Source organism: Psychrobacter sp. UBA6766, assembly GCF_002453355.1.
Taxonomy (GTDB): domain Bacteria; phylum Pseudomonadota; class Gammaproteobacteria; order Pseudomonadales; family Moraxellaceae; genus Psychrobacter.
The window spans coordinates 99,340-122,536 of sequence record NZ_DKGQ01000025.1 but is presented as its reverse complement, the minus strand read 5'-3'; the positions used below and the strand labels follow the sequence as shown (position 1 = coordinate 122,536).

16 protein-coding genes are annotated in these 23,197 nt (G+C 43.6%); 7 read left to right on the top strand and 9 right to left on the bottom strand.

All coding sequences use genetic code 11. The features are described from left to right. Nucleotides 1-18: 18 nt before the first annotated feature. From B4K26_RS05925 to B4K26_RS05910, 4 genes are all read right to left on the bottom strand, one after another. Complete coding sequence (locus B4K26_RS05925) at nucleotides 19-423, bottom strand: RnfH family protein (protein ID WP_296244132.1); 405 nt, start codon at nucleotides 421-423, stop codon at nucleotides 19-21. After that, on the bottom strand, nucleotides 411-1,553 hold the full coding sequence (locus tag B4K26_RS05920) for a hypothetical protein (RefSeq protein WP_296244130.1): 1,143 nt from the start codon (nucleotides 1,551-1,553) through the stop codon (nucleotides 411-413). The genes B4K26_RS05925 and B4K26_RS05920 overlap by 13 nt, the downstream gene beginning before the upstream one ends. Before the next feature lie 270 nt (nucleotides 1,554-1,823). Next, a complete protein-coding gene (locus tag B4K26_RS05915) occupies nucleotides 1,824-2,492 on the bottom strand; it encodes a c-type cytochrome (RefSeq protein WP_296244128.1) in 669 nt (222 codons plus the stop codon). 377 nt (nucleotides 2,493-2,869) lie between these two features. After that, nucleotides 2,870-3,205, bottom strand: coding sequence for a c-type cytochrome (locus B4K26_RS05910; protein ID WP_296244125.1), 336 nt, complete (start codon nucleotides 3,203-3,205; stop codon nucleotides 2,870-2,872). 397 nt (nucleotides 3,206-3,602) lie between these two features. On the opposite strand from B4K26_RS05910, the gene yihA reads away from it, so the two are divergent. Beyond that, nucleotides 3,603-4,343: a ribosome biogenesis GTP-binding protein YihA/YsxC gene (gene yihA, locus B4K26_RS05905; RefSeq protein WP_296244124.1), complete on the top strand. Its 741-nt coding sequence runs from the start codon at nucleotides 3,603-3,605 to the stop codon at nucleotides 4,341-4,343. A 146-nt stretch (nucleotides 4,344-4,489) separates the two neighbouring features. Here the strand turns inward: yihA and B4K26_RS05900 are convergent, their stop codons facing one another. Together B4K26_RS05900 and B4K26_RS05895 are read right to left on the bottom strand one after the other, a co-directional pair. Then, nucleotides 4,490-5,200, bottom strand: a complete 711-nt coding sequence (locus tag B4K26_RS05900) for an HAD-IA family hydrolase (protein ID WP_296244122.1) — start codon at nucleotides 5,198-5,200, stop codon at nucleotides 4,490-4,492. A 167-nt stretch (nucleotides 5,201-5,367) separates the two neighbouring features. Next, the gene (locus B4K26_RS05895; RefSeq protein WP_296244120.1) at nucleotides 5,368-6,378 is read right to left on the bottom strand and encodes an RluA family pseudouridine synthase; all 1,011 of its coding nucleotides are present in this window, start codon (nucleotides 6,376-6,378) and stop codon (nucleotides 5,368-5,370) included. A 1,269-nt stretch (nucleotides 6,379-7,647) separates the two neighbouring features. On the opposite strand from B4K26_RS05895, the gene B4K26_RS05890 reads away from it, so the two are divergent. Beyond that, on the top strand, nucleotides 7,648-11,916 hold the full coding sequence (locus tag B4K26_RS05890) for an Rne/Rng family ribonuclease (RefSeq protein WP_296244119.1): 4,269 nt from the start codon (nucleotides 7,648-7,650) through the stop codon (nucleotides 11,914-11,916). Between the two features lie 125 nt (nucleotides 11,917-12,041). Here the strand turns inward: B4K26_RS05890 and B4K26_RS05885 are convergent, their stop codons facing one another. Next, a complete protein-coding gene (locus B4K26_RS05885) occupies nucleotides 12,042-12,965 on the bottom strand; it encodes a DUF808 domain-containing protein (protein WP_296244118.1) in 924 nt (307 codons plus the stop codon). 407 nt (nucleotides 12,966-13,372) lie between these two features. Here B4K26_RS05885 and B4K26_RS05880 point away from each other — a divergent pair, with 407 nt between their 5' ends. The 5 genes from B4K26_RS05880 to B4K26_RS05860 all read left to right on the top strand — a co-directional run bounded on the left by B4K26_RS05880 (nucleotide 13,373) and on the right by B4K26_RS05860 (nucleotide 19,412). Continuing rightward, nucleotides 13,373-14,230 (top strand): DsbC family protein, encoded by an 858-nt coding sequence (locus B4K26_RS05880; RefSeq protein WP_296244117.1) that lies wholly within the window; start codon nucleotides 13,373-13,375, stop codon nucleotides 14,228-14,230. A 222-nt stretch (nucleotides 14,231-14,452) separates the two neighbouring features. Next, nucleotides 14,453-15,808 (top strand): homoserine dehydrogenase, encoded by a 1,356-nt coding sequence (locus B4K26_RS05875; protein ID WP_296244116.1) that lies wholly within the window; start codon nucleotides 14,453-14,455, stop codon nucleotides 15,806-15,808. A gap of 102 nt (nucleotides 15,809-15,910) precedes the next feature. Further along, nucleotides 15,911-17,092, top strand: coding sequence for a thiolase family protein (locus B4K26_RS05870; protein WP_296244115.1), 1,182 nt, complete (start codon nucleotides 15,911-15,913; stop codon nucleotides 17,090-17,092). Between the two features lie 500 nt (nucleotides 17,093-17,592). Continuing rightward, a complete protein-coding gene (locus tag B4K26_RS05865) occupies nucleotides 17,593-18,441 on the top strand; it encodes a PRC and DUF2382 domain-containing protein (RefSeq protein ID WP_296244114.1) in 849 nt (282 codons plus the stop codon). Between the two features lie 203 nt (nucleotides 18,442-18,644). After that, on the top strand, nucleotides 18,645-19,412 hold the full coding sequence (locus tag B4K26_RS05860; RefSeq protein WP_296244112.1) for a YsnF/AvaK domain-containing protein: 768 nt from the start codon (nucleotides 18,645-18,647) through the stop codon (nucleotides 19,410-19,412). A 111-nt stretch (nucleotides 19,413-19,523) separates the two neighbouring features. Here B4K26_RS05860 and B4K26_RS05855 read toward each other — a convergent pair whose 3' ends face one another. Both B4K26_RS05855 and secA read right to left on the bottom strand, forming a co-directional pair. Next, entirely contained in the window at nucleotides 19,524-20,084 is a 561-nt protein-coding gene (locus tag B4K26_RS05855) for a hypothetical protein (RefSeq protein WP_296244110.1), read from the bottom strand. Between the two features lie 275 nt (nucleotides 20,085-20,359). Beyond that, entirely contained in the window at nucleotides 20,360-23,137 is a 2,778-nt protein-coding gene (secA, locus tag B4K26_RS05850) for a preprotein translocase subunit SecA (protein ID WP_296244109.1), read from the bottom strand. Nucleotides 23,138-23,197 lie beyond the last annotated feature (60 nt).

Genomic DNA, 23,197 nt, shown 5'->3' with positions numbered 1-23,197 from the left:
GATAGCAACTTCTGTCAATCAACCGCGAGACTTACTTTTGCGCTGAGACATAGGATCAGCGCTTAAGCTGCGATATACTTCTATCCGATCAAAAGGCTGCAATTGATAATTGAGCGGCTGCTTTTGCGCGTATACCCCGACATGCCAACGCTTAGCTGTTGGCGTCGTCATATCAGCAACCTGCTCACACCATGTTGCTAGCTCATCAAATTGCGACAACCAACCCGCCTGCGCCAGTGCTTCATACAAAGTTGCGCCCTGACTGACTTGGATAGTTAGATAATGCTGGAGCTTCGCTTCTTCTGCATACGCCAGATATACCGTTATCAAACCACTATGTTCAGATTGCTTTAAAGCGTTATTGTCTCTAATATCAATATTGCTAGCCTGATCGTTGTCAGCCGCAGCTATTAACTTAACCACTGCATCACCCAGCCGATTAATGCTAAAAGTAAGGCTAGAGGCACAATTAATCGTATCGCTACCCGCCATAAGTTATAGAAAGCTTCGTTACCAAAGTTTAAAGACTTACGCAAATGGCTAATTTTCATCTGCCAACCGGCGAAAATTGACAGTAATAATACGGCGATACTACTAATGACAACTAAGATACCGACCAGCCAATGGGTGGGAATAGCAACAACTAATAATAGTGCTATCACAAGAGTTAATATTAGACTGACCAGCAATCCAAATTTATGCGCCAATTGCTGCGTACTATAGTGTAGTAAATAGCTAACCACAAACAGCACGCCAACCCAGTACAGTAACTGACCAATCGGTGGTAGTCCAATACCGCTCATAAATAAAGCAACTACGCCAACCACGAGCTGTAATATCCAAATCGGTAGTACAAGTTTAGTCGCCCGATATTCTTGCGTCGCGTGATGGCGAGAAGATTTTTGTGCGTTGTGATTATCAACTCCTACCGCAGTGACGGCTTGATTGCTCACTAGATTTTGACCGAACCAGTATAATCCTGTTCCTGCTCCTACACTGACTAACGCTAAGGCCACTGCGCGTGCCCACTCAATTAAGCTAATATTGGTCATGGCAAAAGCAGTATTTGGTAGACCGTTCATCACGCCCAATAACAAACCGATCAGCATCAACCCCAAACCAATTGGCAATGGCGCCACACCTAATAAGCTTAATAAAATCGCAATAACCATTAATCCTGCCGCAATGGCAAAGCTTGGTACATCAGGCGCGCTATTTAGTTCTGTTAAAGCCGCTAAAATCCCCGTGCTCGCACCCGATATGACAAGCGCTGCAATAATGATAGAAACCAATGCCGCTAACCAACCAAAGCCGCGCCATAAGGAGCTGGCATCGGCTTCGCGTGTCAGCTTTTGCATACCAGCCAAAGGCGCCTCAGCACTACGATAAGCCAAAGCAATCTCAGCATAGACCACGGGTAGTGAGACTAATACCATCGCCAACAGCCAAAGCAACCAAAAATCAATCTCGCCTATGGACGCTGGAGCAAACCAGCGAAATAACAATAACGGTAGCAGCGCTGCGATAAAGTAAGAAGCATAGCGAATCATCATAATCCAAATCCAAGCGATTCAAAGTGAATAATATTTAATGATATAAAGCACTGATAAATACCCATATTTCCTATGGTATTTTGTATAAAGGCGACTTAATTCTTATAAGTATTATCAAAGCCCATGTCAGCTATATAAGGACTGAGAGTTATAAAAAAACCCCGAAATCGGGGTTTAATAGCTACATTATAACGGCTGCATAACATTGGGCAACTTAGCATTTGATCTAGCCACGCACATTAAGCATATAGCCGTTAAATAGGGAGCGAATTAGTGAACTGCACTCACATAATCTGCCAAGATACGAATATCGCGATCCGATAGTTTTGAAGCAACCGTTTGCATCATACCCTTCTCGCCTTCTTTTGCCGCATCGTTGACACGTTTTTGCTCATCGCTATCGACATCATCAGCGCGTCCTGCTGCACGGAACAATTTTAGCTGCGTGGCAATATATTCCGCATGCTGTCCACCTAAACGGGGAAATGCAGCCCAAACGTTACCTGCAGCATCTGGACCATGACAGCCTGAACAGCCGATAACGCCGCGTGATTTATCACCACCTAAAAAGAGCTTAGTTGCCTCTTGTGTGGTTGCAGGATTACCAAATGCCACGCCCCAAGGTTTTTGGCTTGCATAATAGCCTGCGACGTTGGCTAAATCTTGCTGAGATAAATTGGCGACTTGTGATTGCATGATACCGTTTTTACGATAGCCTGATTTAAAATTTACCAATTGTTTATATAAGTACTTTACGTTTTGACCACCAAGATTCGGCTGGGCTGGCACAGGACTAACACCATCAACACCATGACAAGCCGCACAAACGGTTTCTGCAATTTGCTTACCTGCATTGACGTCATGTTCAGGAACAATAATAGCAGCTTGTACGCTGAAACTTGCAACACATAAGCTGGCGGCAGCGATTAACTTTTTCATTGATACAAATCCTACTAACTCGACGTAAGCATTATTTAGAGTGATTGCATTATCAAAAGACACAACAGGCACAAGGCCATTATCTAAACGACTAAGCCATATATTATCTGGTCTTTATCACAAGCAGCCCGAAAGTACTTACTAATATCAGGGTTTATTTTGGATTATTATAGCAAGACTTTTTACTATTTGCCTACTTAATCGCAGCATTGACTGTTTTTTCTACTGCTATCACCTTTGCTCACTCAATAAAAAACAAGAAGTATAAAAAACAAAAAGCGCAAAAGGTCTATCAACCTTGCGCCTCATATTATTTACTTAAATGATTATTTTAGCTTTTCATGCTGAATGACAGTTTTACTTCGAATGCTTGTCTGTTACTTGCTCATATATTCGATAAGCTTACGGTAATCATCGTCACTACAATTTTCGCATAATCCGCCTGCTGGCATCTGAATCATACCATTTTTGACGGACTTAACCAGCGCTGGCATGCCTTTTTGCTTGATAAGCTGTTGCCATTTGGCGCTGTCGCCTTTTTTAATCGCATTTAGCGCGCCACTATCGTGACAGGCGGCACATGAGTTATTATAAGAGGTTGCAATGTCAGCAGCGCCAGCATTACTGAGCATAGCCATACTGATTATTAGCGCGGCGCTACTAGTGGCTAAAAAGCGAGCGCTTTTGGCAAAAATGTTGGTGATTGAAAACATAGGACACCTCATCTCTTTTCTTCATGCGCTTAATCCATGAATTTATTAAGCGTCTATCGTTCAACTATCATTTACTCTATCTTACTAAAGATTGTAACAATATATGTCATATTAATATATATAAATATAGTTTAGCTTTGTTAACGTGGTCTAATTAGGCAAACTTTAGCTGTAAAACCTACTTTAATCTGATGGTGTGTTAAGAACAATATGAGGGTAATAATCGTTATTTCCATAACTAAGCGGCGTAATAGTATAGAATAGGCGTTATCCTAAAACACTTATATTATTGAAGCCCTATTTTTGCAGCTCACCGATTTTAGGTGTGGCTTAAAGCCCTGCACAATTCAGAAACTTTTCACTACTGTATCTATTTTTTAAGATTAATGAGTCATTTATGAGTACCCCGTTTAAAGATGTCGCCGCCGAACATGCGAATTTTAATACCAAAGCCCGTCAGCGTATCCAGCAGACTGAATTTATGACGTCGGCGCCGACTTTTCGTCTTTGTCCGCCTGATGTTGGATTAGAAGTCGCTTTTGCTGGTCGTTCAAATGCTGGGAAATCGTCCGCTATCAATGCGCTGACCAATCAGCGTCAACTGGCGCGCTCGTCTAAAACGCCTGGTCGAACGCAAATGATCAACTTTTTTAGTATCGGCGATACAGATACGCGTTTGGTTGATTTACCAGGTTATGGTTATGCGGCCGTCCCACTTGAGATGAAAAAAGAATGGCAAGTTGAGCTTGAAGAATACTTGGTGTCGCGCTCAAGCCTTGCTGGTTTGGTGCTGATGACAGATATCCGTCATCCGCTTAAATTCTTTGATGAGCAAATGCTGCATTGGGCAAAAGATGGTGAGTTGCCGGTACATATCTTATTGACCAAAGCGGACAAGCTTAAATATGGCGCGTCTAAAAACGCCCTGCTTAATACCCGCAAAAGACTCAAGCAATTGGGCTTAAACTGTACGATTCAGCTATTTTCAGCGCTAAGAAAAGAAGGCCTTGATGAGCTAGCAGGGGTCATGGGTAAATGGTATGAATATCAGCTGAATGATGACAAAAATACTGAGACAGCTGTTACTGAAAACCAAGGAAACGTAATAGAAAATAGCGACCAAAGCGCTGATAAGTAAAAAAGTGCTAAATAGACTACCCAGTTTATTCAGTAGAAATTTCAAAAGGGTTTATCGTTGATAACGATAAACCCTTTTTTATGGTTGGTTATTTTTTGAGAATTCCATGTACTCAGCTTAAATGAGGTTTTAGTTAAGCACATAATTTATGCGCATAATAATGCCACTAACTCTTGCGGCGTGTCCACTTGATATGTTGGTTGCTCGGCGGCAAGCTCACTACTTGATGCTGTACCATAATTGACGGCAACGCTGGTCATGCCCAAACGGTTGGCCATTTGAATATCATAGATACTGTCACCAATGAATACCGCCTGCGAGATCGACTGCTTAGTGTAGTCTAAGATATCGCTCAGCATTTGCGGATCAGGTTTTGAGCCTGATTCGTCGGCACAGCGCGTGACTGCAAAATAATGATGACTGTCAGAGCCATCTAACACTCGATCTAACCCTCTTCTTTTTTTACCTGTAGCGACTGCAAGCTTTTTGTCTTGCTGCTTTAATGTCAGGAGCATATTTTCAATAGGCGTAAAAAACGGTGTTCGATGGCTGTTCGGAATATAGTAGTCTGCATAACTTTGCTGGATGGCCAGTTTCTGCGCCTCAGTTGCTTGCGGATATAAAATCTCAATGCCATGCATCAAGCTCAGCCCAATAATGTCTCTGACCGCTTGATCAGTGGTTGTAAAGCCATGCGTCTCGCCCGCTATATGCATCGACTCAACAATTAGACCAATCGAATCCATTAAGGTACCGTCCCAATCAAAAATAATCAGGGTTTTATTGGCTAAATGATGGTCAGCTGATAACTCAGAAGTATGAGCTAGTGCTGATTTACTAGCGATAGATGCTGTCATGGACTAACCTTTAACAAATAATAAATGGCAAATATGAAAACGTCACGGTTATTTATTTGGCTAGGACATCATCAAATAAGCAATCGTGACGTTGATACTTCATATTCATTTAAAACTCAAATTTGGACTTGATGCTGAGTTCAAATCGAGATAGCAGCATTTTAAGCTTATTTAGGAAGCTGAATGTCAGCAGGTAACCAGTCTGCCATCTCATCTGGTAATGGTGCGGTAATAGTCTCATAACCAGGAATATCTAAACGCCACGCATGTAAACACAAACGATGCACGCCCGATTTGTCATGCACATTGTATTTATCATCACCTAAGATAGCATGACCAATATGCGCTAAATGCACGCGGATTTGATGGGTACGACCCGTCAACGGTTTTGCTTCAATCAAGCTCACTGGCTGTTCATTCAGCGTAAAACGACCGTGAACGATAACATCTGTCTGACTTTCTTTGGCTTGAGGATCTTGCACATCTACTTTCACGCGGCGCTCACCGCTAGCGAGCGTATATCTTAGTAATGGCGCATCGATACGTTGTTCGTTCAGTGCAGGCTGACCTTTAGCGATACATAGATAATGCTTTTGAATGGTTTTATCGACAAGATGTTGCTGTAGCACTTTCAACGCTGATCGCTTTTTAGAAATCATCAGCAAACCGGAGGTATCTTTATCGATACGGTGGATCAGCTCGAGATATTTTTTGCCCGTCACTTCGCGCATGGCTTCAATAACACCAAAATCTACCCCACTACCGCCATGAACGGCAATACCTGATGGTTTATTGAGCACAATCAAGCCTTCATCTTCGTAGACCACACGCGCCAATAAGTTATTGGCAAACTCAGAGCTGATAATCGGTTTATCACGGGTTGCTAGCTGGACAGGCGCAATACGCACGACGTCTTCGCGCTGCAATCTATCATGCGCTTTACAGCGTTTATTATTGACGCGCACTTCGTCTGAGCGAATCATTTTATAGATATGAGACTTAGGCAACCCTTTTAAGCGATTGAGTAAAAAGTTGTCCAAACGCTGGTCATGCTGATGGCGCGTAACTTCAAGGTAATTCACCTTTTCAAAGTTACTGATTTCGTCATCAGCACTTTGCGGGCGCGTTTTGCTATTAAAGATAGCAGGAGCTTCATGGATAGGTTGATCGGTTGTCATTTTTGAGTTTGTCATTTTTAGTTAGGTATTTACACAAAGATTTGCTATAGTTTAGCATGTTGAGCGCCAATTAAGCAGAGGCTGCGACAATAATTCCTTGTTGTTGCAGACAATATTGCGTCATTCTTACTACTGGGTAGTAAGGCAATGGCTGCGATAAAAGTTGCCAAACTTGTGCGTTTCATCTGATTTTAAGGGTGTTATATCCCTTGATATACCCTATAATGCCCCATAAATTGTAAGAACAACGCTGATAATTATCTATATATAGGATGTATCAGTACCCAAAATTTTTAGTACAACGTTTTTTAGTAATATAGTTTTTTATCAATACAAAACACTGTGATATTAGACAACATCGCTTTGATAAATTGGCTAAAAACAATTTTATTGAGCGCTAACAACTTAACATTTACTCACTATCGCCTAACCACGACTTATTTTGATAATTACTTATCACGCATGATTAGTTATCAGCCAGTCCTTTAGCGCACAGTTGAGCAAGTATGGGTCGTTTAAAGCCAGAATCGAGCATCATTAACTGATTATCGAAAGCTGCCTGAGTATTGGTGGTCAAACAGAGCACGCTAAGTAGGATAGACAAGAGACACCGCGCCGATAAGCCGGTCATTTATTCTGTTTGCCAAGTACGCCCCGCTGATGATTAGAACAGCGCCACCTAGCTTTAAAACACCCCAGATATTATTGACGTGATACCCAAAAGAACGATAAATAAAGAATGACCAATTGCTTTACCTAAATGGATAACCGCTGCACGGCACTGTTTTATGCAACACCACTTATAAATAAAACAGTTCTTTATTAACAGCGATATGATTGCTAGACCTTGATTGATTAATTGTGACAACACGCTGCTTTTTTGGTAATTGTGACCTCTTAAATCTCAGTCCTTATCCATCGCCGCCCTTACAAAGTGTGCGGATTGACCTTGGATAAAATGGCTGTCATATAAGACCACAAACCCGCGCGTGCCTTAATCGTTAGACCAAGCCTACTCATAATACTGATATAGATAGTAGCTTTACACCCTACCTTGTCTATACGAACGTTACCAACATTAGCAGGATAAATCGCTAATATATCTTAGGTCAAAAAGCAGTTGCGAAAAGCTCATGTGCTTGCCGTTATTCTTGCTTTACGTTCTACCGCTCACTAATATCTGCTCAGGTTAATTTATCCTTAACCGCACTTGCTATCTTGCCTTAAAGCCTGCCCCGTCGTTGTTATGCGTACTCATAGGATTCAAATATGAAACGCATTTTAATCAACGCTACTCAAAACGAAGAAATTCGCGTTGCCCTTTGTAAAGGTAATCATCTTTACGATTTCGATTTAGAAAACCGTACCCGCGAACAAAAAAAATCCAACATTTATAAAGGTCACGTCACCCGCGTCGAGCCGTCGCTTGAAGCGGTATTTGTCGAATATGGCTCACAGCGTCAAGGCTTTTTGCCAATTCGCGAAATTTCTGCTGAATATCTGAGTGGTAATCCACGCGATGAAAACATCAAAAAACTCATTAAAGAAGGCGATGAGTTAATCGTCCAAGTTGAAAAAGAAGAGCGCGGTAATAAAGGCGCGGCATTATCAACGTATGTATCCTTAGCAGGTCGTTATCTAGTATTAATGCCAAACAACCCGCGTGGCGGCGGAATTTCGCGTCAAATCTCGGGTAAATTGCGCGAAGATATGAAGCGTATGCTGGGTAATCTTGATTTGCCAAAAGGCATGAGCGTCATCATTCGTACTGCTGGTATTGGTAAGACTCAAGAAGATTTGCAACACGATTTAAATCACTTGCTTAATATCTGGCAAGCCATTCAAGAACAAAATCAAAAATATCCTTCACCGCGATTGGTACACCAAGAAGCGGGCGTGGTCACACGTGCTGTTCGTGATTACCTGCGCGACGACATCAGCGAGATTTGGATTGATAACGAAAATGCTTACATTGAAGCAGCGGGTTTTATCGATGCGGTGATGCCAAAACAAGCAGAAAAATTGCGCAAATATACCGATTATGAGCCGATGTTTTCACGTTTTAATATCGAAAAACAAATCGAAACGGCCTATCAACGTGAAGTTCGCTTGCCATCAGGTGGCTCAATCGTTATTGACCAAACTGAAGCATTGGTTTCTATTGATATCAACTCAGCCAAATCGACCAAAGGCTCAGATGTCGCCGAAACCGCATACCATACCAACCTAGAAGCCGCCGACGAGATTGCTCGCCAGCTACGTCTGCGCGACATGGGTGGCTTGATTGTCATTGACTTCATCGATATGAATGACAATAAACACCAAAAAGAAGTGGAAAAACGTCTGGTTGATGCGACCAAATATGACCGTGCTCGCGTTCAATTTGGCGATATATCAAAATTTGGTTTGATGGAAATGAGCCGTCAACGTCTGCGTCCATCATTAGAAGAATCAACGGGCTATATTTGCCCACGTTGTCATGGCAATGGCATGATTCGTGATTTGCGCTCGCTGTCACTGTCAATTATGCGTCAGATTGAGCAAATCGCTCTTAAAGAACGTCAAGGCGAAGTACAAGCCGAAGTGCCAACTGATATCGCAGCGTTTTTATTAAACGAAAAGCGCGATAGCTTGGTTTATCTTGAGCAAGACAGTGGTACACGAATCACCATCCTACCGCATGCCCATTTAGAATCGCCTAATTTTAAACTGCACTTTAATCGCGATGGTTTTGCCCCATCAAGCTATGAGCGTATCACCGACACGCAGCAGCAAGAACATAGCGATCTTGGCTACAATGTTGATTGGCAAACCGCTGATTCAGTGCGCCCTGAGCAGCAGCCAACGCGTCAGCCACGTCAAGTAGCCGATAATAACAGCAATAACAGTAGCCAATCGACTACTCGTGCCAATAGCCAACAGCATGCACAGCAACACCAACAAAGCTCGACCAGTCATAGTAATGACCATCGTAGCAATGCCAATGCTAACGGTAGCAATGCTTCATCAGCACGCGCATCCCAACGACAAACTCAGCCACAAAGTACGCCGACTGAAGCAACGCAAAGCAACAATGCCGCCGCCGCGCAACCGCAAGCAGTTGCTTGGTTGTCCAATTTATTCGCGCAAGCGCCACAAGCATCAACGACGCCTAACGTCAGTAGTCGTGATGCTGCCGAAGCTATTGAAACACTGGTAAACACGGGCGCGAAAAGCCTTGGTTCGTTTGGGCAAGTCGATAACAGTGCGTTAAATGCTAACAATCAAGCCCCAGTAGCGCCGCAACCAGAGAGCAATCAGGCCGCCAATAACCAACAGTCAAATGCTAATGGTAATCGTCAGCAAGCAGTTGATAGCAATGCCGATGATAATCGAGACGCTGAAGACAGAAGAAGACGTAAACCGCGTAAATCAAGACCTTCTAAAACGCGTCAAAGAAAAGAGCAATCAGATGGAAACAATAATAACGCTACTAGCAACATTGTAGATAGCAGCTCAACCAGCACTGATGACAAACCAGCTGATGGCCAAGATAAACGCCATCAGGACAATAAGGGTTCTAACGACCGTAATCGCAATAATCGTCAAGACGAGGGTCGTAATAGGGATGAAAATCGCACTGGTGAGCGCAGTGACTCTGATAATAAGAACGCTAATGCTACAGATGAGCAATCGCGTACCAAGCGTAAATCAAACAGTCAGCGCCACTCCCGCGGTAAACTTGAGCGCGGTGAAACGTTAAGCGCTGATAATACCCAGCAAAAACAGCCACAAAGCGAACAACAAATTGCCCAGCAAGGTGTTAAGAACGCTGACAATGTCAATGGCAATGACAAAAACCAAACCAGTGCGCGCCGTCATCAAGATCCTGACGAAGTCGTATTACAAGTCAATGAAGCAGCCACGGAACTCAAGTCGCCAGAAGTTGTACATTTATCTTTAGATGACAGTAAATCTGCACCAGCACGCCAAGCTTCTGAAAAGCAAACTTCAGAAAAAGCGCGCAATCGAGCTGATACAGAGCACTCGAGTCAACAAGACAGCAGTTCGAAAAATGCTGATAAGCCTAAAACTGGCGAGCACCATACTGACAACCAAGCAGCTAAGAATAGCAGCGAGATTGATAGCAGTCAAAAGCGTAATAAGCAAGCCGATACTGCTAAAACAGCTAAAAATGACTCAGGACTGGCAGAAGTGAAAACAGATGCAGCACAGCTAAGCGCTACTGAGGATAAAGCACAAAAATCCGATGCCAAATCTGCAGACGGGCATAACGTCGACGCTACAAAACCAGCGGTAGATGAGCAATCAACGTCTAACAGTCGTACTGCTGTCAAGACTGATAGCCAAAAGCAATTGGACGTTAACGCTGACAATGGCGCAGCTACAGAGAAAGCTCAGAAAATTGCTTCTAATGTTGATTCTAGTACGGATGATACCAACAGTAGCAATCCATCGGCGTTTGAGCTTGACCATGAAGCCTTGTTTGCTAAACGCTACGTGACCGCTGAAAAATTTGGCCAAGCCAGCAATGATCCACGCGTGGTACGTCGTCAGCAGGCTCAATCGCCTCAGAAAAATGAGCAAGAAAAGCAGATTGCTACAATCGCTCCAACCATTCGCGGGACGGTTGGTGAGTTTATTCGTGCAACCTTACCAGAGGCGCAAGCACGCTTAGCCGCTGAAGGGGTGATTAACTGCTTTAACGCTGCTATCATTTTGCATTTAGAGCAGACTAATGCGAAAAGCGACAATCTCGATGACAGTGGTGAGCATAAGATTGCAACCAACGAAAGCGCTAACCGTGATTTCGACTTTAGCAACTACGGTTATGAGCCTTTAGCAGTGGATTATCTCGCACGCTTTGAGGCGATGACGCAAGCGGTCAGTCAGTTTGCCGCCGCACAAGGTAAGACAGCCGTTGAGCCACGGCCTATTAGCAAGCGGGCAAGCAACGACCCACGCGGTCAGCATCCTGACTACAAAGAGTCAATCGAAACGACGGCTAACGAAGAGCAGAAAAATGACTCTAAACAAGCAGATAGCGAAGTTGATGCGCATAATGTGGAAGCGACTGCGCTGGCTAATCAAGGTCAAACGGCTGATATCAGCGCAGATAGTGAGCAGCTGCTAAAAGTAGAGCAAGCACTGGAAGCGGATAATGCTGTGCAATCTGAGGTTAATGCTGTAGAAACGGAAAACGTTGCAGCAGCAGATGCTGAGGCTAAAGAGGCTGATTCTGATGTCGAGCAAAGCGAAACCAAGCAAGCATCAGCGTCAACTGAACAGCTATCAGAGCAAGCGACAAAAGAGGAAATTCAGGCGGCGAAGTCAAAAACAACCATCGCCAGTTATAAAAACATGATCGAAAACGTGGCTGAGCAATTACTGCCACAAAAAGGTATGTTTAACTTAACCACGCCAAAAGTACCAAAGGCGCGTACGCGTAAGCCTAAAGCGGAGAATAAAAAGCCAACGCAAACTGAAAAACCAGAATCTGATGGCTCAGGTGCTGATGACTCCGATAGCGAAAGCTAATAACGGTTACAAATAAGTTTTCATAAAATATCAAAGCCCCAAAGTTGTCAGCAACGTTGGGGCTTTTTTACGATTTCTTTACCATGCTTTTTTAATGAATGCAGTCAAAGCAACTGACGAACCACTTAATGCGCAGAGGGCTCGTCTTTATGACGTATTTTATTAATAACTGTAAATAAAGCAACGATAGCGGCACCAATAATAAAGCCGATAACGCCATTTAATAACGCCGTAGTAAAGCTATCAAACACACCAGTCAAATGAGCAATATCCTCAACTTCATGGTGTAAAAAATTAATGCCGTGTACTAAGATACCACCGCCAACTAAGAACATCGCCAAGGTTCCCGCGATCGATAAAAACTTCATCAACTTAGGGGCGGCCGTAAATAGAACCTTACCAACTTTTTGAGTAAATTCGCCCTCTTTCTTCATCATATGAAGACCCAAGTCGTCGATTTTTACAATTCCAGCGACCAAACCATAAATACCGATCGTAATACCGATGGCTAAAATCGACAGTACCAAACTGCGTTGTAACAAAGTGGCTGTGGCCGTTGCTCCAAGCGCGATCACAATAATCTCTGCGGATAAAATAAAATCGGTTCGCACCGCGCCTTTGATTTTCTCTTTTTCGAAAGCCACTAAATCGACGCTTTCATCAGAGTTAGCTTGGCGGCGGGCATTTTGCTCTTCGTCATTCGGCAGAGCATGCGGCCAAAATCGGTGAATGACTTTTTCAGCGCCTTCATAAACCAAAAACAAGCCGCCGCACATAAGCAAAAATGTGATGAGAGGCGGATAAATGGCACTGATAAGAATCGCTGCTGGCACCAAAATCAGCTTATTTAGCAACGAGCCTTTAGCAACCGCCCAAACCACTGGTAGCTCACGATTTGCTTTGACACCAGTGACTTGTTCAGCGTTCAATGCCAAATCATCACCCAACACTCCCGCTGTTTTTTTGGCAGCGATTTTAGTCATGACTGAAACGTCATCGAGTATCACACTGATATCATCGAGTAGGGCTAACAAGCTGGCACCTGCCATACAGTCTCCTTAGAAAGTTAAAAAGAAAATAAAAAAATTGTTTTAATGATTAAGTTAATGTTTATGACCGTAGCCTACCTAGACATAAACCTAGATGAAATAGTGCAAATGTATTTTATATCGACTTTTTAATGGCTATCTGTAAATAATACATTTGCCGATAATATTTACCGTTAATAAAGTTGGCAATGTCAACAAATAGCCTTTAGTGGTTATTTCTAAAAATATGTTAATATAACAAGTATTGCTACTTATCTTTTATTATCAATAAATTGCACCTCATCCTTGAAATATATCGCGCTGACAACAAAATCTAGCGTATATGGGCTAAGCGTTCATACACTATTTATGTCCCTGTTTTTATATCTATATCTTGCTTAGGCATCACCGCCTAAAGGAAACACCCTATGTTTTTACCTTCTTTCTCTAAAGCCACCGCTTCTCACGCTATGTTTTCACGCAAGCCTTTATCGCGGATGATGATGGGCGCATTGCTGATTGTGGTTGCAGCAGGCTGCTCAAATAATGCGGCTGATGCGACCAGCAATACAAGCATCGTCAATAACGCCGAAGCCAAAGTCAGCACTGCGCAAGTCGCCGATAACGACGCAACAGTGGTCAAAGCCTTACAAGCAAATCTAAAAGCCTCAGGGATTGAAGAAGAAATCATTTCAGCCGTACCAACAGATATGGACGATATTTACTGGGTAACGGCATCGGGCTTACCATCGTTTTTTACCGATAAATCTGGCAAACACATTATCCAAGGGCAAATCATCGCCGTTGGGCAAGATGCGCCCGTTGATATCAGTGGCGCCTTGGTCGCCAAAACCGCGCAAGACGCTCTAAAAGCGGTTGATAAAAAAGACATGGTTATTTATCCAGCAAAAGGCGCGACCAAGTCGGTTGTTTATGCGTTTACCGATGCCGACTGCCCTTATTGCACCAAGCTCCATGAAGAAATGGGCGATATCAATGCACGCGGCATTGAAGTGCGCTATTTGGCATGGCCGCGCAGCGAAGGCAGCATTCCAAAGATGGAAGCCATCTGGTGTAGCGAAGATCGCAAAGCTGCGATGGATCAAGCAAAAATGGGCGCCAACGTCCAAGCGCCTAGCTGTAATAGCCCGGTGAAAGAGCAAATCGAGCTTGGAATGTCGCTTGGTGTTCGCGGCACCCCAGCTATCTTTACCGAATCTGGACAACAAATCGGCGGTTATTTACCAGCTGCCCAGTTGGCACAAACAGCGATAGATGCCAGCTAGTCGTCTATCTTGATATTGCTGACTTTAGCGACATTGAGATTGGGTAGACGCCACAAGCGCTTGTCGGTATGATACGATGAAGCGCTAGGTAAAATTAGCCGTATATTTTTATACCCTTCTTCTTTTTATAAGCCGCTTTTTAAGTACTTTTGTAGAAGTGTTTTTATATAAGCGCTGCCATAGAAGCATTTTTATCCAACTCTATAATCTCTTGAGGATACTGTGAGCAAATCCATCAAACTAGCGATACTTGGTCTAGGCACCGTCGGAACGGGCGTGATCAACCTAATCAGTGATAATTTAGATGAATTAAAACGCCGTAGCGGACGCGACATTGTGATTACCGAAGTCGGTACCCGCCGTCAGCGTGACGATATTGACCCTAATATCATGCAAAACAGTGACTTGATGGCGACTGCCGCCAGTGACAACGTCGATATTGTCATCGAAGTGATTGGTGGTACGACACTGGCTAAAGATGTGATTATGCATGCCATCAAACACGGCAAACATGTGGTTACGGCTAATAAAGCATTGCTCGCGGAACACGGTAATGAGATTTTCGCCTTTGCGGAAGCCAATAACGTACACGTTGCTTATGAGGCGGCGGTGGCTGGTGGTATCCCGATTATTAAAGTCATGCGTGAAGCGCTTGCAGCTAATAAGATTGAGTGGCTTGCCGGTATCATTAATGGCACGGGCAACTTTATCATGACCGAAATGCGTGATAAAGGTCGCCCATTTGCTGATGTTTTAAGTGAGGCGCAAGCGCTGGGTTACGCCGAAGCTGATCCAACGTTTGACGTTGAAGGTATTGATGCCGCGCATAAGCTCGCCCTTCTCGCCTCTATCGCCTTTGGTATTCCACTACAGTTTGATAAAGTTTACTGCGAAGGTATCACGGGCATCACTTTACAGGACGTCAACTACGCAGAAGAGCTTGGTTACCGTATTAAGCATCTAGGTTTTGCCGTTCGCCGTGACATCCAAGGCGATGGCCAAGGTAATAATGACGCGGCTGGTATCGAGCTGCGTGTTCATCCAACGTTAATTCCACAAAATGCCTTACTTGCTAACGTTAACGGCGTAAAAAATGCGGTACTGGTCAACTCGCACCCACTTGGGCAAACGCTGTATTGCGGTGATGGCGCTGGTGCTGGAGCAACGGCTTCTGCCGTCATGGCTGATGTGATGGATTTGGTTCGCGTTCTTGGTAGTAAAGATAGCAACAATGAAAGCACGAACGGTCACCATGTGCCGCATCTAGCCTTTATCCCTGAGCAATTATCAAACACGCCTATCTTGCGCGCTGAGCAAATGATTACTGGCTATTACCTGCGTGTACACGCTCATGACAATCCTGGTGTTTTAGCCGATATCACCCGTATTTTGAGTGACGCTGGTATCAATATCGATGCGATTTTACAAAAACCTGCCCATAAGCTTGGTCAAGTACCAGTGATTATTTTGACCCTACCCGTGGTTGAAAGTCAGATGAATCTGGCGATCGAAAAAATTGAGAAGCTAGAGACGATTACTGATAAAGTAGTCCGTATTCGCTTAGATGAGCTGGCATAATTTATCTAGCAATTAGTTTATAAGCCTATGGACTTGGCTTAAAATTTTTATTTTAATGACTAAAAAACTTTCGTTTCAAATACCGAAAAAGGAAAAATAACGATGTCAAATGATGCAATTGTAATTTTAAATGGCGCCCGTACTCCGATGGGCGGTTTTCAAGGCGCCCTAAAAGACGTCAGCGCAACCGAATTGGGTGCAACCGCTATCAAGGCTGCCGTTGAGCGTTCGGGCGTAAGCGTTGATAACATTGATGAAGTAATCATGGGCTGTATCTTGACCGCTGGTCTTGGTCAAGGCCCTGCCCGTCAAGCCATGCGTAAAGCAGGTCTCAACGACGCTACTGGTGCCGTCACCATTAATAAACTTTGTGGTTCTGGTCTAAAAGCGGTTATGCAAGCGCACGATGGTATTAAAGCAGGCAGCTTTAATGTCGCAGTTGCTGGTGGTATGGAATCAATGACCAATGCCCCTTACCTCATGCCAGGGTCGCGCGGCGGTTACCGTATGGGCCATAAAGAAGTCAAAGATCACATGTTCTTAGACGGTTTAGAAGATGCCGAAACTGGCAAATTAATGGGCCAATTTGCCCAAGAAATGGCTGATGAAAAAGGCTATTCCCGTGAGCAAATGGACGAATTTGCGATTGAATCATTAAATCGCGCCTTGACAGCGATTAAAGATGACCATTTTAAAGATGAAATCGAGCCAGTCACTTTCAAATCGCGTAAAGGCGAGCAAACGGTCGATACTGATGAGCAGCCTGCCCTTGCTAATGCAGATCGTATTCCTACGCTGCGTCCTGCGTTTGCAAAAGAAGGCACGATTACAGCGGCAAACGCCAGCTCAATCTCAGACGGCGCTGCTGCGGTTGTGATGATGAAAGAATCTCAAGCCAAAGCCGAAGGTTTGGATTATCAAGCACGTATTATTGCTACCGCTTCTAACTCTCGTCATCCAAGCGAGTTTACCATTGCTCCGATTGGCGCGATTGAAAAAGTACTAGACAAGGCTGGCTGGTCAGTGGCCGATGTTGATCTATGGGAAATCAATGAAGCGTTTGCGATGGTGACCATGGCGGCAATGGATGAGCTTAAAATCGACCACGCTAAAGTCAACGTCGAAGGCGGCGCTTGTGCTCTTGGACATCCAGTTGGCTGCTCTGGCGCACGTATCTTAATCACCCTTATCAACTCGCTTAAGCGTACTGGCGGTAAAAAAGGTGTTGCAACCTTATGTATCGGTGGCGGTGAAGCTGTTGCCGTTGCCATTGAGCTGGCTTAAGTTTAAGCCAATTCAACGCTTAAGATTTTAAAATCGAAGTTCTGATTTAAAATTTCGACTGATTTTCTTAAAGTTTCAAAACCGCACTGCTAATGGCTGTGCGGTTTTTTTATACCTGAAAATGACAAATACCGCAAAGCGGTGCATCACTGTAAGAAAGCCTTAACTTAATTTTATATAGTAACGGCGTCATTTACAGCCTATTACACGCAATTACCTCAAGCGCACACTTTGCTACCTTGCTCATATATCGTATCGAAAAACCTGCTGCTACGATAATAACAAGTTGATGGAGAGGCTATTTATTAACGATAGCTAGTTATTGATTATATTAATAACAACAGAAATATCTTCTTCATCTAATCTTGTTAATTTATAAGCGTTCAGTTTAAAGAAGCATACAACAGTTTTTGGCAATGCAAACTTTATCGCATTGCCATTTTATAAAAAATAATTATTAATCCAATCAAATAAATTTACTCATAAAAAGGAAGACAATAATGAGCCAACTAATTCGTTTAAGAGATATCCAAGCAACTCACCGTGACCTAATTGGTGATGACTATTATGATCCAACTGGTAAAACTGCTTATGGCGTCAATGAAGAAAAAATCGGTAAAATTGAAGGCGCGCTAGTAGAAGATACCACTGGTCGTATCCGTTATTTAATCGTTGACGCAGGCGGTTGGTTCAGCTCAAAAGAAGTGTTGGTTCCAGCAGGTCTCGCTCGTATCGTCGGTGACGACGTTTTCTTTGATAGCTTGACACAAGCACAAGTGGAAGCGATGGAAGTATACGACCACGATTATCAGTATAGCTATAAAGAGCAATATGAAAAAGATCGTCAATCATTCGCGGCTGACACTGTACCAGAGGCAGAGCGTATGGAAATTGCCGATCATTCTTATAATGCACCAAATACGCTAGAGCTACTGGAAGAGCGTTTGACGGTTAATAAAGATCGAATTGTTGCCGGGCTAGTTAAAGTTGGTAAGCATGTGGTGACTGAAGAGCGCAATGTCGATGTTGATCTTGAAGAGGAGCACGCTAACATCCAGCGTACCAATGTAGATCGTCCAACCGACCGCCGCATCGGCGATGCGGATGGTGACCAAACGGTCGAAGTTGAGCTAGAAGCTGAACGTGCCCGTGTAAATAAAGAAACGTATGTAGCGGAAGAAGTTAATGTCGGTAAAACCTCAGAGCATCGTACCGAAACCATCGTTGAAACCATTCAACGTGAAGAGCTAGATATCGATGACCAAGGTAATGTGGTTGACCGTGAAGGCAATCGCTATGATCGTGACGATATCACTGCCGAAGACGTCCGCCGCGCTCGTGGTATGTAACACGCAATGCTTTCATACAGTTGCATGATTTTTGAGAATTGTATTTAAAATTCAATAATAAGTATCGAAATAGGCACTGTATGACAGTCATTAGCAGCTGAGTCATGAGCTCAGTAAATAAGATCAGAGCTCGTCTCTGGTCTTTTTTTATACCTACTTTTTTATGTCTATTCTTTTTACACTTACTCTTAAGGAATACAATCATGACGGCCGATGACAATAAAAACGAACAACAGCAAGTAAAGCAAGAACCCATTAATCAGCAACCAATCAATCAAGAGTCTCATTTAGCGGCAACGTCATCTTCTCACTTGGATAAAATTGCCAATCATAGTGATGAGAATAAACTACCTGCGCCTGACTTATCTGCGCCTGACTTATCTCACTCTATTTCCAATCATCAGCAAGCGGTATCAAACCGCCAACAGGAAAGTTTAACGAATCATGCCAAAGATAATCTAGCTAGTAACGTAGCAAACACAGGTAACGGTGGCTATTTAGAATTATTAGAAGAGCGTCCGGTGATAAATAAAGAACGCTTGGATGTTGGTAAAGTCACAGTGACCAAGCACACACGTTCCAAAACTATTGAAGTCCCTATTGAATTGGTAGAAGAATATATTACCGTTCGCACCGATTATCGGGATGCAGAAAGTCAGGATTTACTATCAGGAAATTATGATGATAAGGACATACTGCGTCACGTTGAACCAGCGTTAGATAGCAAAGCTGTGGTGACCATCAATGGCAAGCAGGTTGAGATTGGTGACGCGCCGATTGAGATAGTTTTATCGCGTCAAGTAGCGACGATTACTAAAGATACCCATGTTATCCAGGAAATAGAGATTAATAAAACCACGCATACCCATACCGATAGTATTCAAGTAGCGTTACAACATGAAGAGTTAGACGTTAATGAAGAAGGTTATTTGGCACACCAACAAGACAATAATACTGTTTATAAAAAATAGCGTTTGTAAAAAATCCATCTCTAAAGTATCAGGCGTTTTTGCTAAAAACTCAATAACCAAACCAAAAAAAAGCAACGTCAACGTTGCTTTTTTTATGCGAGGTGTTTGTTGTTAGGCTGCTGTTTCTGCAGTTTTGTTTTCAGAAGCCTGTGATGTTTTGCATTCATAAGTGCTGACGTTTTCTGAATCGGCACCCGCTGTACGCATCACACCTGTTTCGCGATCTTCATGAGCCACGCGCCATTGGATAAAGCCTTCGCCACCGTCAAATGAAGTATTTAGGTTGAAGACTTCAGGATTAATAGCATCACCATTGGTTTTTGCCAAAGTCACTGTACCTTGAGGGGTTTCAAGGACAACTTGCTTGTCAGCGTCTTTATAAGTCGCTTCAACGGCAAGCGCAGGCGTACACGAATAGCTCATTTGGTTGACGCCAGTAGTGACAGACGCCACGGTATCCTCTTCTACATCACTCACCGGAGTATCTACCACGACATCATTTGGTTCGGCAGGCTCAGCGGACATAGGCACTGACTGCTCTTCACTTATATTGTCTTCTAAGCTCTGCTCTGGCTCTTGTTTTTGCTGACAGGCGCTAATCGTCATGGCGCCAGCGAGCAATCCTGTAAGGACAACAGAGGTACGCAACTGTTTTAATAATTCTATATTCATTATACTCTCCAAAGAAATATATTAAACACTATAGCGTGTCCATAAATTCACGCCTATGTTGAATTTGTAATTAATCACTATAAAGCCGAGGCTATTTATTAATCTTAATTTTTATATCATTTTTTAATATCGTCAAGTTATCTTAAAAACGCCAAGAGGTAAGGTATTACCGGAATAATTTCTTCTATCGAACCGTCTATACTTATAAAAAAAGTCCCTATCTAATCTAGACAGGGACTTTTTATCATAACTTAACAATGGTTGATTATCAATATTTAGATTTTACCATGACACTGTTTGTATTTAAGCCCTGAACCACAAGGACACGGTGCGTTACGGCTGATATTCATATCAGCATAGGGGTCAGGCTCACTTTTACTGCCACTACCGGCAATAGCACCGGCTGAAGCCGCACTGCCAGCAACACTGCGGTTTTGCGCCGCTGCTCTCTCGACGCCGCTATCCATATTATCGATATCACTGTGCTCAAACTGCATTTGCATCTGTGCCGCATTCTCCCGCTGCTGAGCTTCGAGCGCTTCTAACTCTTCTTTGGTCGGAATATGAACACGGGATAAATCTTGAACGGTTTCAGATTTAATCGCGCCGAGCATCATTTGGAACAGCTCAAAAGATTCGCGCTTATATTCCTGCTCAGGATTCTTTTGTGCATAACCGCGCAGATGAATTCCTTTACGCAGCTGATCCATTTGGGTTAAATGCTCTTTCCAATGCTTATCCAAACTTTGTAGCATAAAGTGACGTTCAAGCTGGGCAGCGTCTTTTTCGCCCATTTGTTCACGGCGAGCATGATAACGATCCAATGCTGTTTGGATGATTTTGGTACGTAAGCCTTCTTCATCTAGGCGGCGGTCTTCATCAAGCCAATCGTTAATCGGCATTGAGATTTTAAACTCATCCTCAAGCTCGTCTTCTAAGCCATCGATATTCCACTGATCATCGATAGAGCCCGGCGGAATAAACTGATTGATCATGGCGTTATAGACTTCATGATGCATGATTTCGATGGCCTCTTTTAAATCCATCTCTGCCAATAAATCATCACGCTGACCATAGATCACTTTACGTTGCTCATTGGCAACATCATCATATTTCAACAGATTTTTACGGGCATCAAAATCGCGGCTTTCTACTTTGCCTTGAGCGTTTTCAATCGATTTAGAGACCATTTTATGCTCAATGGCTTCGTCTTCTTTTAATCCCATGGCTCGCATCATATTCACAACGCGGTCACCGGCGAAGATACGCATCAAGTCGTCTTCAAGCGATAAGAAAAAGCGTGACATTCCAGGGTCACCTTGACGACCGGCACGACCACGCAGCTGGTTATCAATACGGCGTGATTCATGACGCTCAGAGCCAATGATATGCAGGCCACCAGCGGCAACGACTTGGTCATGTTTGACTTGCCATTCCGCTTTGAGACGCGCCATCTCTTCCGGACTGACCGCATCAATATCTTCAATAAATGACTGCCAATTACCACCAAGGATAATATCGGTACCACGACCTGCCATGTTAGTCGCAATCGTTACCGCCTTTGGACTTCCTGCTTGGGCAATAATTTCTGCTTCGCGCTCATGCTGCTTAGCGTTTAGGACGTTATGTTTGACACCTTCTTGGTCCAGCAAGTAAGACAACTCTTCACTGGCTTCAATCGTTGCCGTACCCACCAATACGGGCGCGCCTTTGGCTTGAATCTCTTTAATCTCGCGGATAATACCTTTATACTTTCCTAACTTGGTTAAGAAAATTTGATCATCCATATCGATACGGGCAATCGGCTCATGGGTTGGAATCACGATGACATCTAAATCATACGTTGATTTAAATTCTGCCGCTTCGGTATCAGCGGTACCCGTCATACCCGATAATTTGTCATACAGACGGAAATAGTTCTGGAAAGTCGTCGTCGCAAGCGTTTGGTTTTCTGCTTGAATCTCGACGTTTTCTTTGGCTTCTACCGCTTGATGCAAACCTTCTGACCAACGGCGACCGGGCATGGTACGACCGGTGTTTTCATCAACGATAATCACTTCGCCGTCATCAACGATATAATGGACGTTTTTCACAAAGACATGATGAGCACGAATCGCCGCTTGAACGTGAGCGAGCAGAGGCAAACGGCTTGGGCTATATAAACTTTCGTTTTCGCCAAGCTCGCCAACTTCGATTAAGAAGCGCTCAATTTTTTCATAGCCTTTTTCACTAATCTCGATTTGACGGTTTTTTTCATCAATCCAAAAATCTTCTTCTTCATTATTCTTATTGGCTTCTTCGTCTTTTGAACGCTTTAATAGCGGAATAATGGTATTGATCAGGGCGTACATTCGTGACGAATCTTCGGCTTGACCCGAGATAATCAGCGGCGTTCGCGCTTCATCGATTAAGATGGAGTCAATTTCATCAATGATACAAAAATTTAGCGGACGCTGTTTTTTCTCAGCAAGGCTAAAGACCATGTTATCGCGCAGATAATCAAAGCCGTATTCGTTATTGGTACCATATGTGATATCCGCCTGATAAGCGTCGATTTTTTCTTGCGGCGGCTGCTGCGAATAAATGACGCCAACCGTCATGCCCAAAAAGCCAAATAATGGACGGTTTAACTCCGCATCACGCGCCGCCAAATAATCGTTGACCGTCACCAAATGCACGCCTTTGCCGCTAATAGCATTGAGGTACATCGCTAAGGTTCCCATCAAGGTTTTACCCTCACCGGTTTTCATCTCAGCGATTTTGCCTTCGTGCAAGGTGATACCACCGATGAGCTGCACGTCGTAGTGGCGCATGCCATTGACGCGTAAGGAGGCTTCGCGGCAGACGGCAAACGCTTCTGGTAATAAGGCGTCTAAGCTTTCACCTTGTTGGTGTCTTTCTTTAAATTCTGCGGTTTTTTGTTGTAATTGCTCATCAGACAGGGCTTGTATTTCAGCCTCATGTGCGTTGATTTTGCTGACCACGCGGCGCATACGCTTGAGTTCGCGGTCATTTTTGGTGCCAACGACACTGCCTATAATCTTTGATAACATAATTTTTTGACCTATGGAAATATTCGATAATTAGTGCGCATTCGCCAAGGCTCACATACC

Bases quoted from the DNA above. Each gene is read 5' to 3' on its own strand.
- B4K26_RS05920 (WP_296244130.1), bottom strand. From the start codon at position 1,553: ATGATGATTCGCTATGCTTCTTACTTTATCGCAGCGCTGCTACCGTTA.
- B4K26_RS05915 (WP_296244128.1), bottom strand. From the start codon at position 2,492: ATGAAAAAGTTAATCGCTGCCGCCAGCTTATGTGTTGCAAGTTTCAGC.
- B4K26_RS05910 (WP_296244125.1), bottom strand. From the start codon at position 3,205: ATGTTTTCAATCACCAACATTTTTGCCAAAAGCGCTCGCTTTTTAGCC.
- yihA (WP_296244124.1), top strand. From the start codon at position 3,603: ATGAGTACCCCGTTTAAAGATGTCGCCGCCGAACATGCGAATTTTAAT.
- B4K26_RS05900 (WP_296244122.1), bottom strand. From the start codon at position 5,200: ATGACAGCATCTATCGCTAGTAAATCAGCACTAGCTCATACTTCTGAG.
- B4K26_RS05895 (WP_296244120.1), bottom strand. From the start codon at position 6,378: ATGACAACCGATCAACCTATCCATGAAGCTCCTGCTATCTTTAATAGC.
- B4K26_RS05890 (WP_296244119.1), top strand. From the start codon at position 7,648: ATGAAACGCATTTTAATCAACGCTACTCAAAACGAAGAAATTCGCGTT.
- B4K26_RS05885 (WP_296244118.1), bottom strand. From the start codon at position 12,965: ATGGCAGGTGCCAGCTTGTTAGCCCTACTCGATGATATCAGTGTGATA.
- B4K26_RS05880 (WP_296244117.1), top strand. From the start codon at position 13,373: ATGTTTTTACCTTCTTTCTCTAAAGCCACCGCTTCTCACGCTATGTTT.
- B4K26_RS05870 (WP_296244115.1), top strand. From the start codon at position 15,911: ATGTCAAATGATGCAATTGTAATTTTAAATGGCGCCCGTACTCCGATG.
- B4K26_RS05865 (WP_296244114.1), top strand. From the start codon at position 17,593: ATGAGCCAACTAATTCGTTTAAGAGATATCCAAGCAACTCACCGTGAC.
- B4K26_RS05860 (WP_296244112.1), top strand. From the start codon at position 18,645: ATGACGGCCGATGACAATAAAAACGAACAACAGCAAGTAAAGCAAGAA.
- B4K26_RS05855 (WP_296244110.1), bottom strand. From the start codon at position 20,084: ATGAATATAGAATTATTAAAACAGTTGCGTACCTCTGTTGTCCTTACA.
- secA (WP_296244109.1), bottom strand. From the start codon at position 23,137: ATGTTATCAAAGATTATAGGCAGTGTCGTTGGCACCAAAAATGACCGC.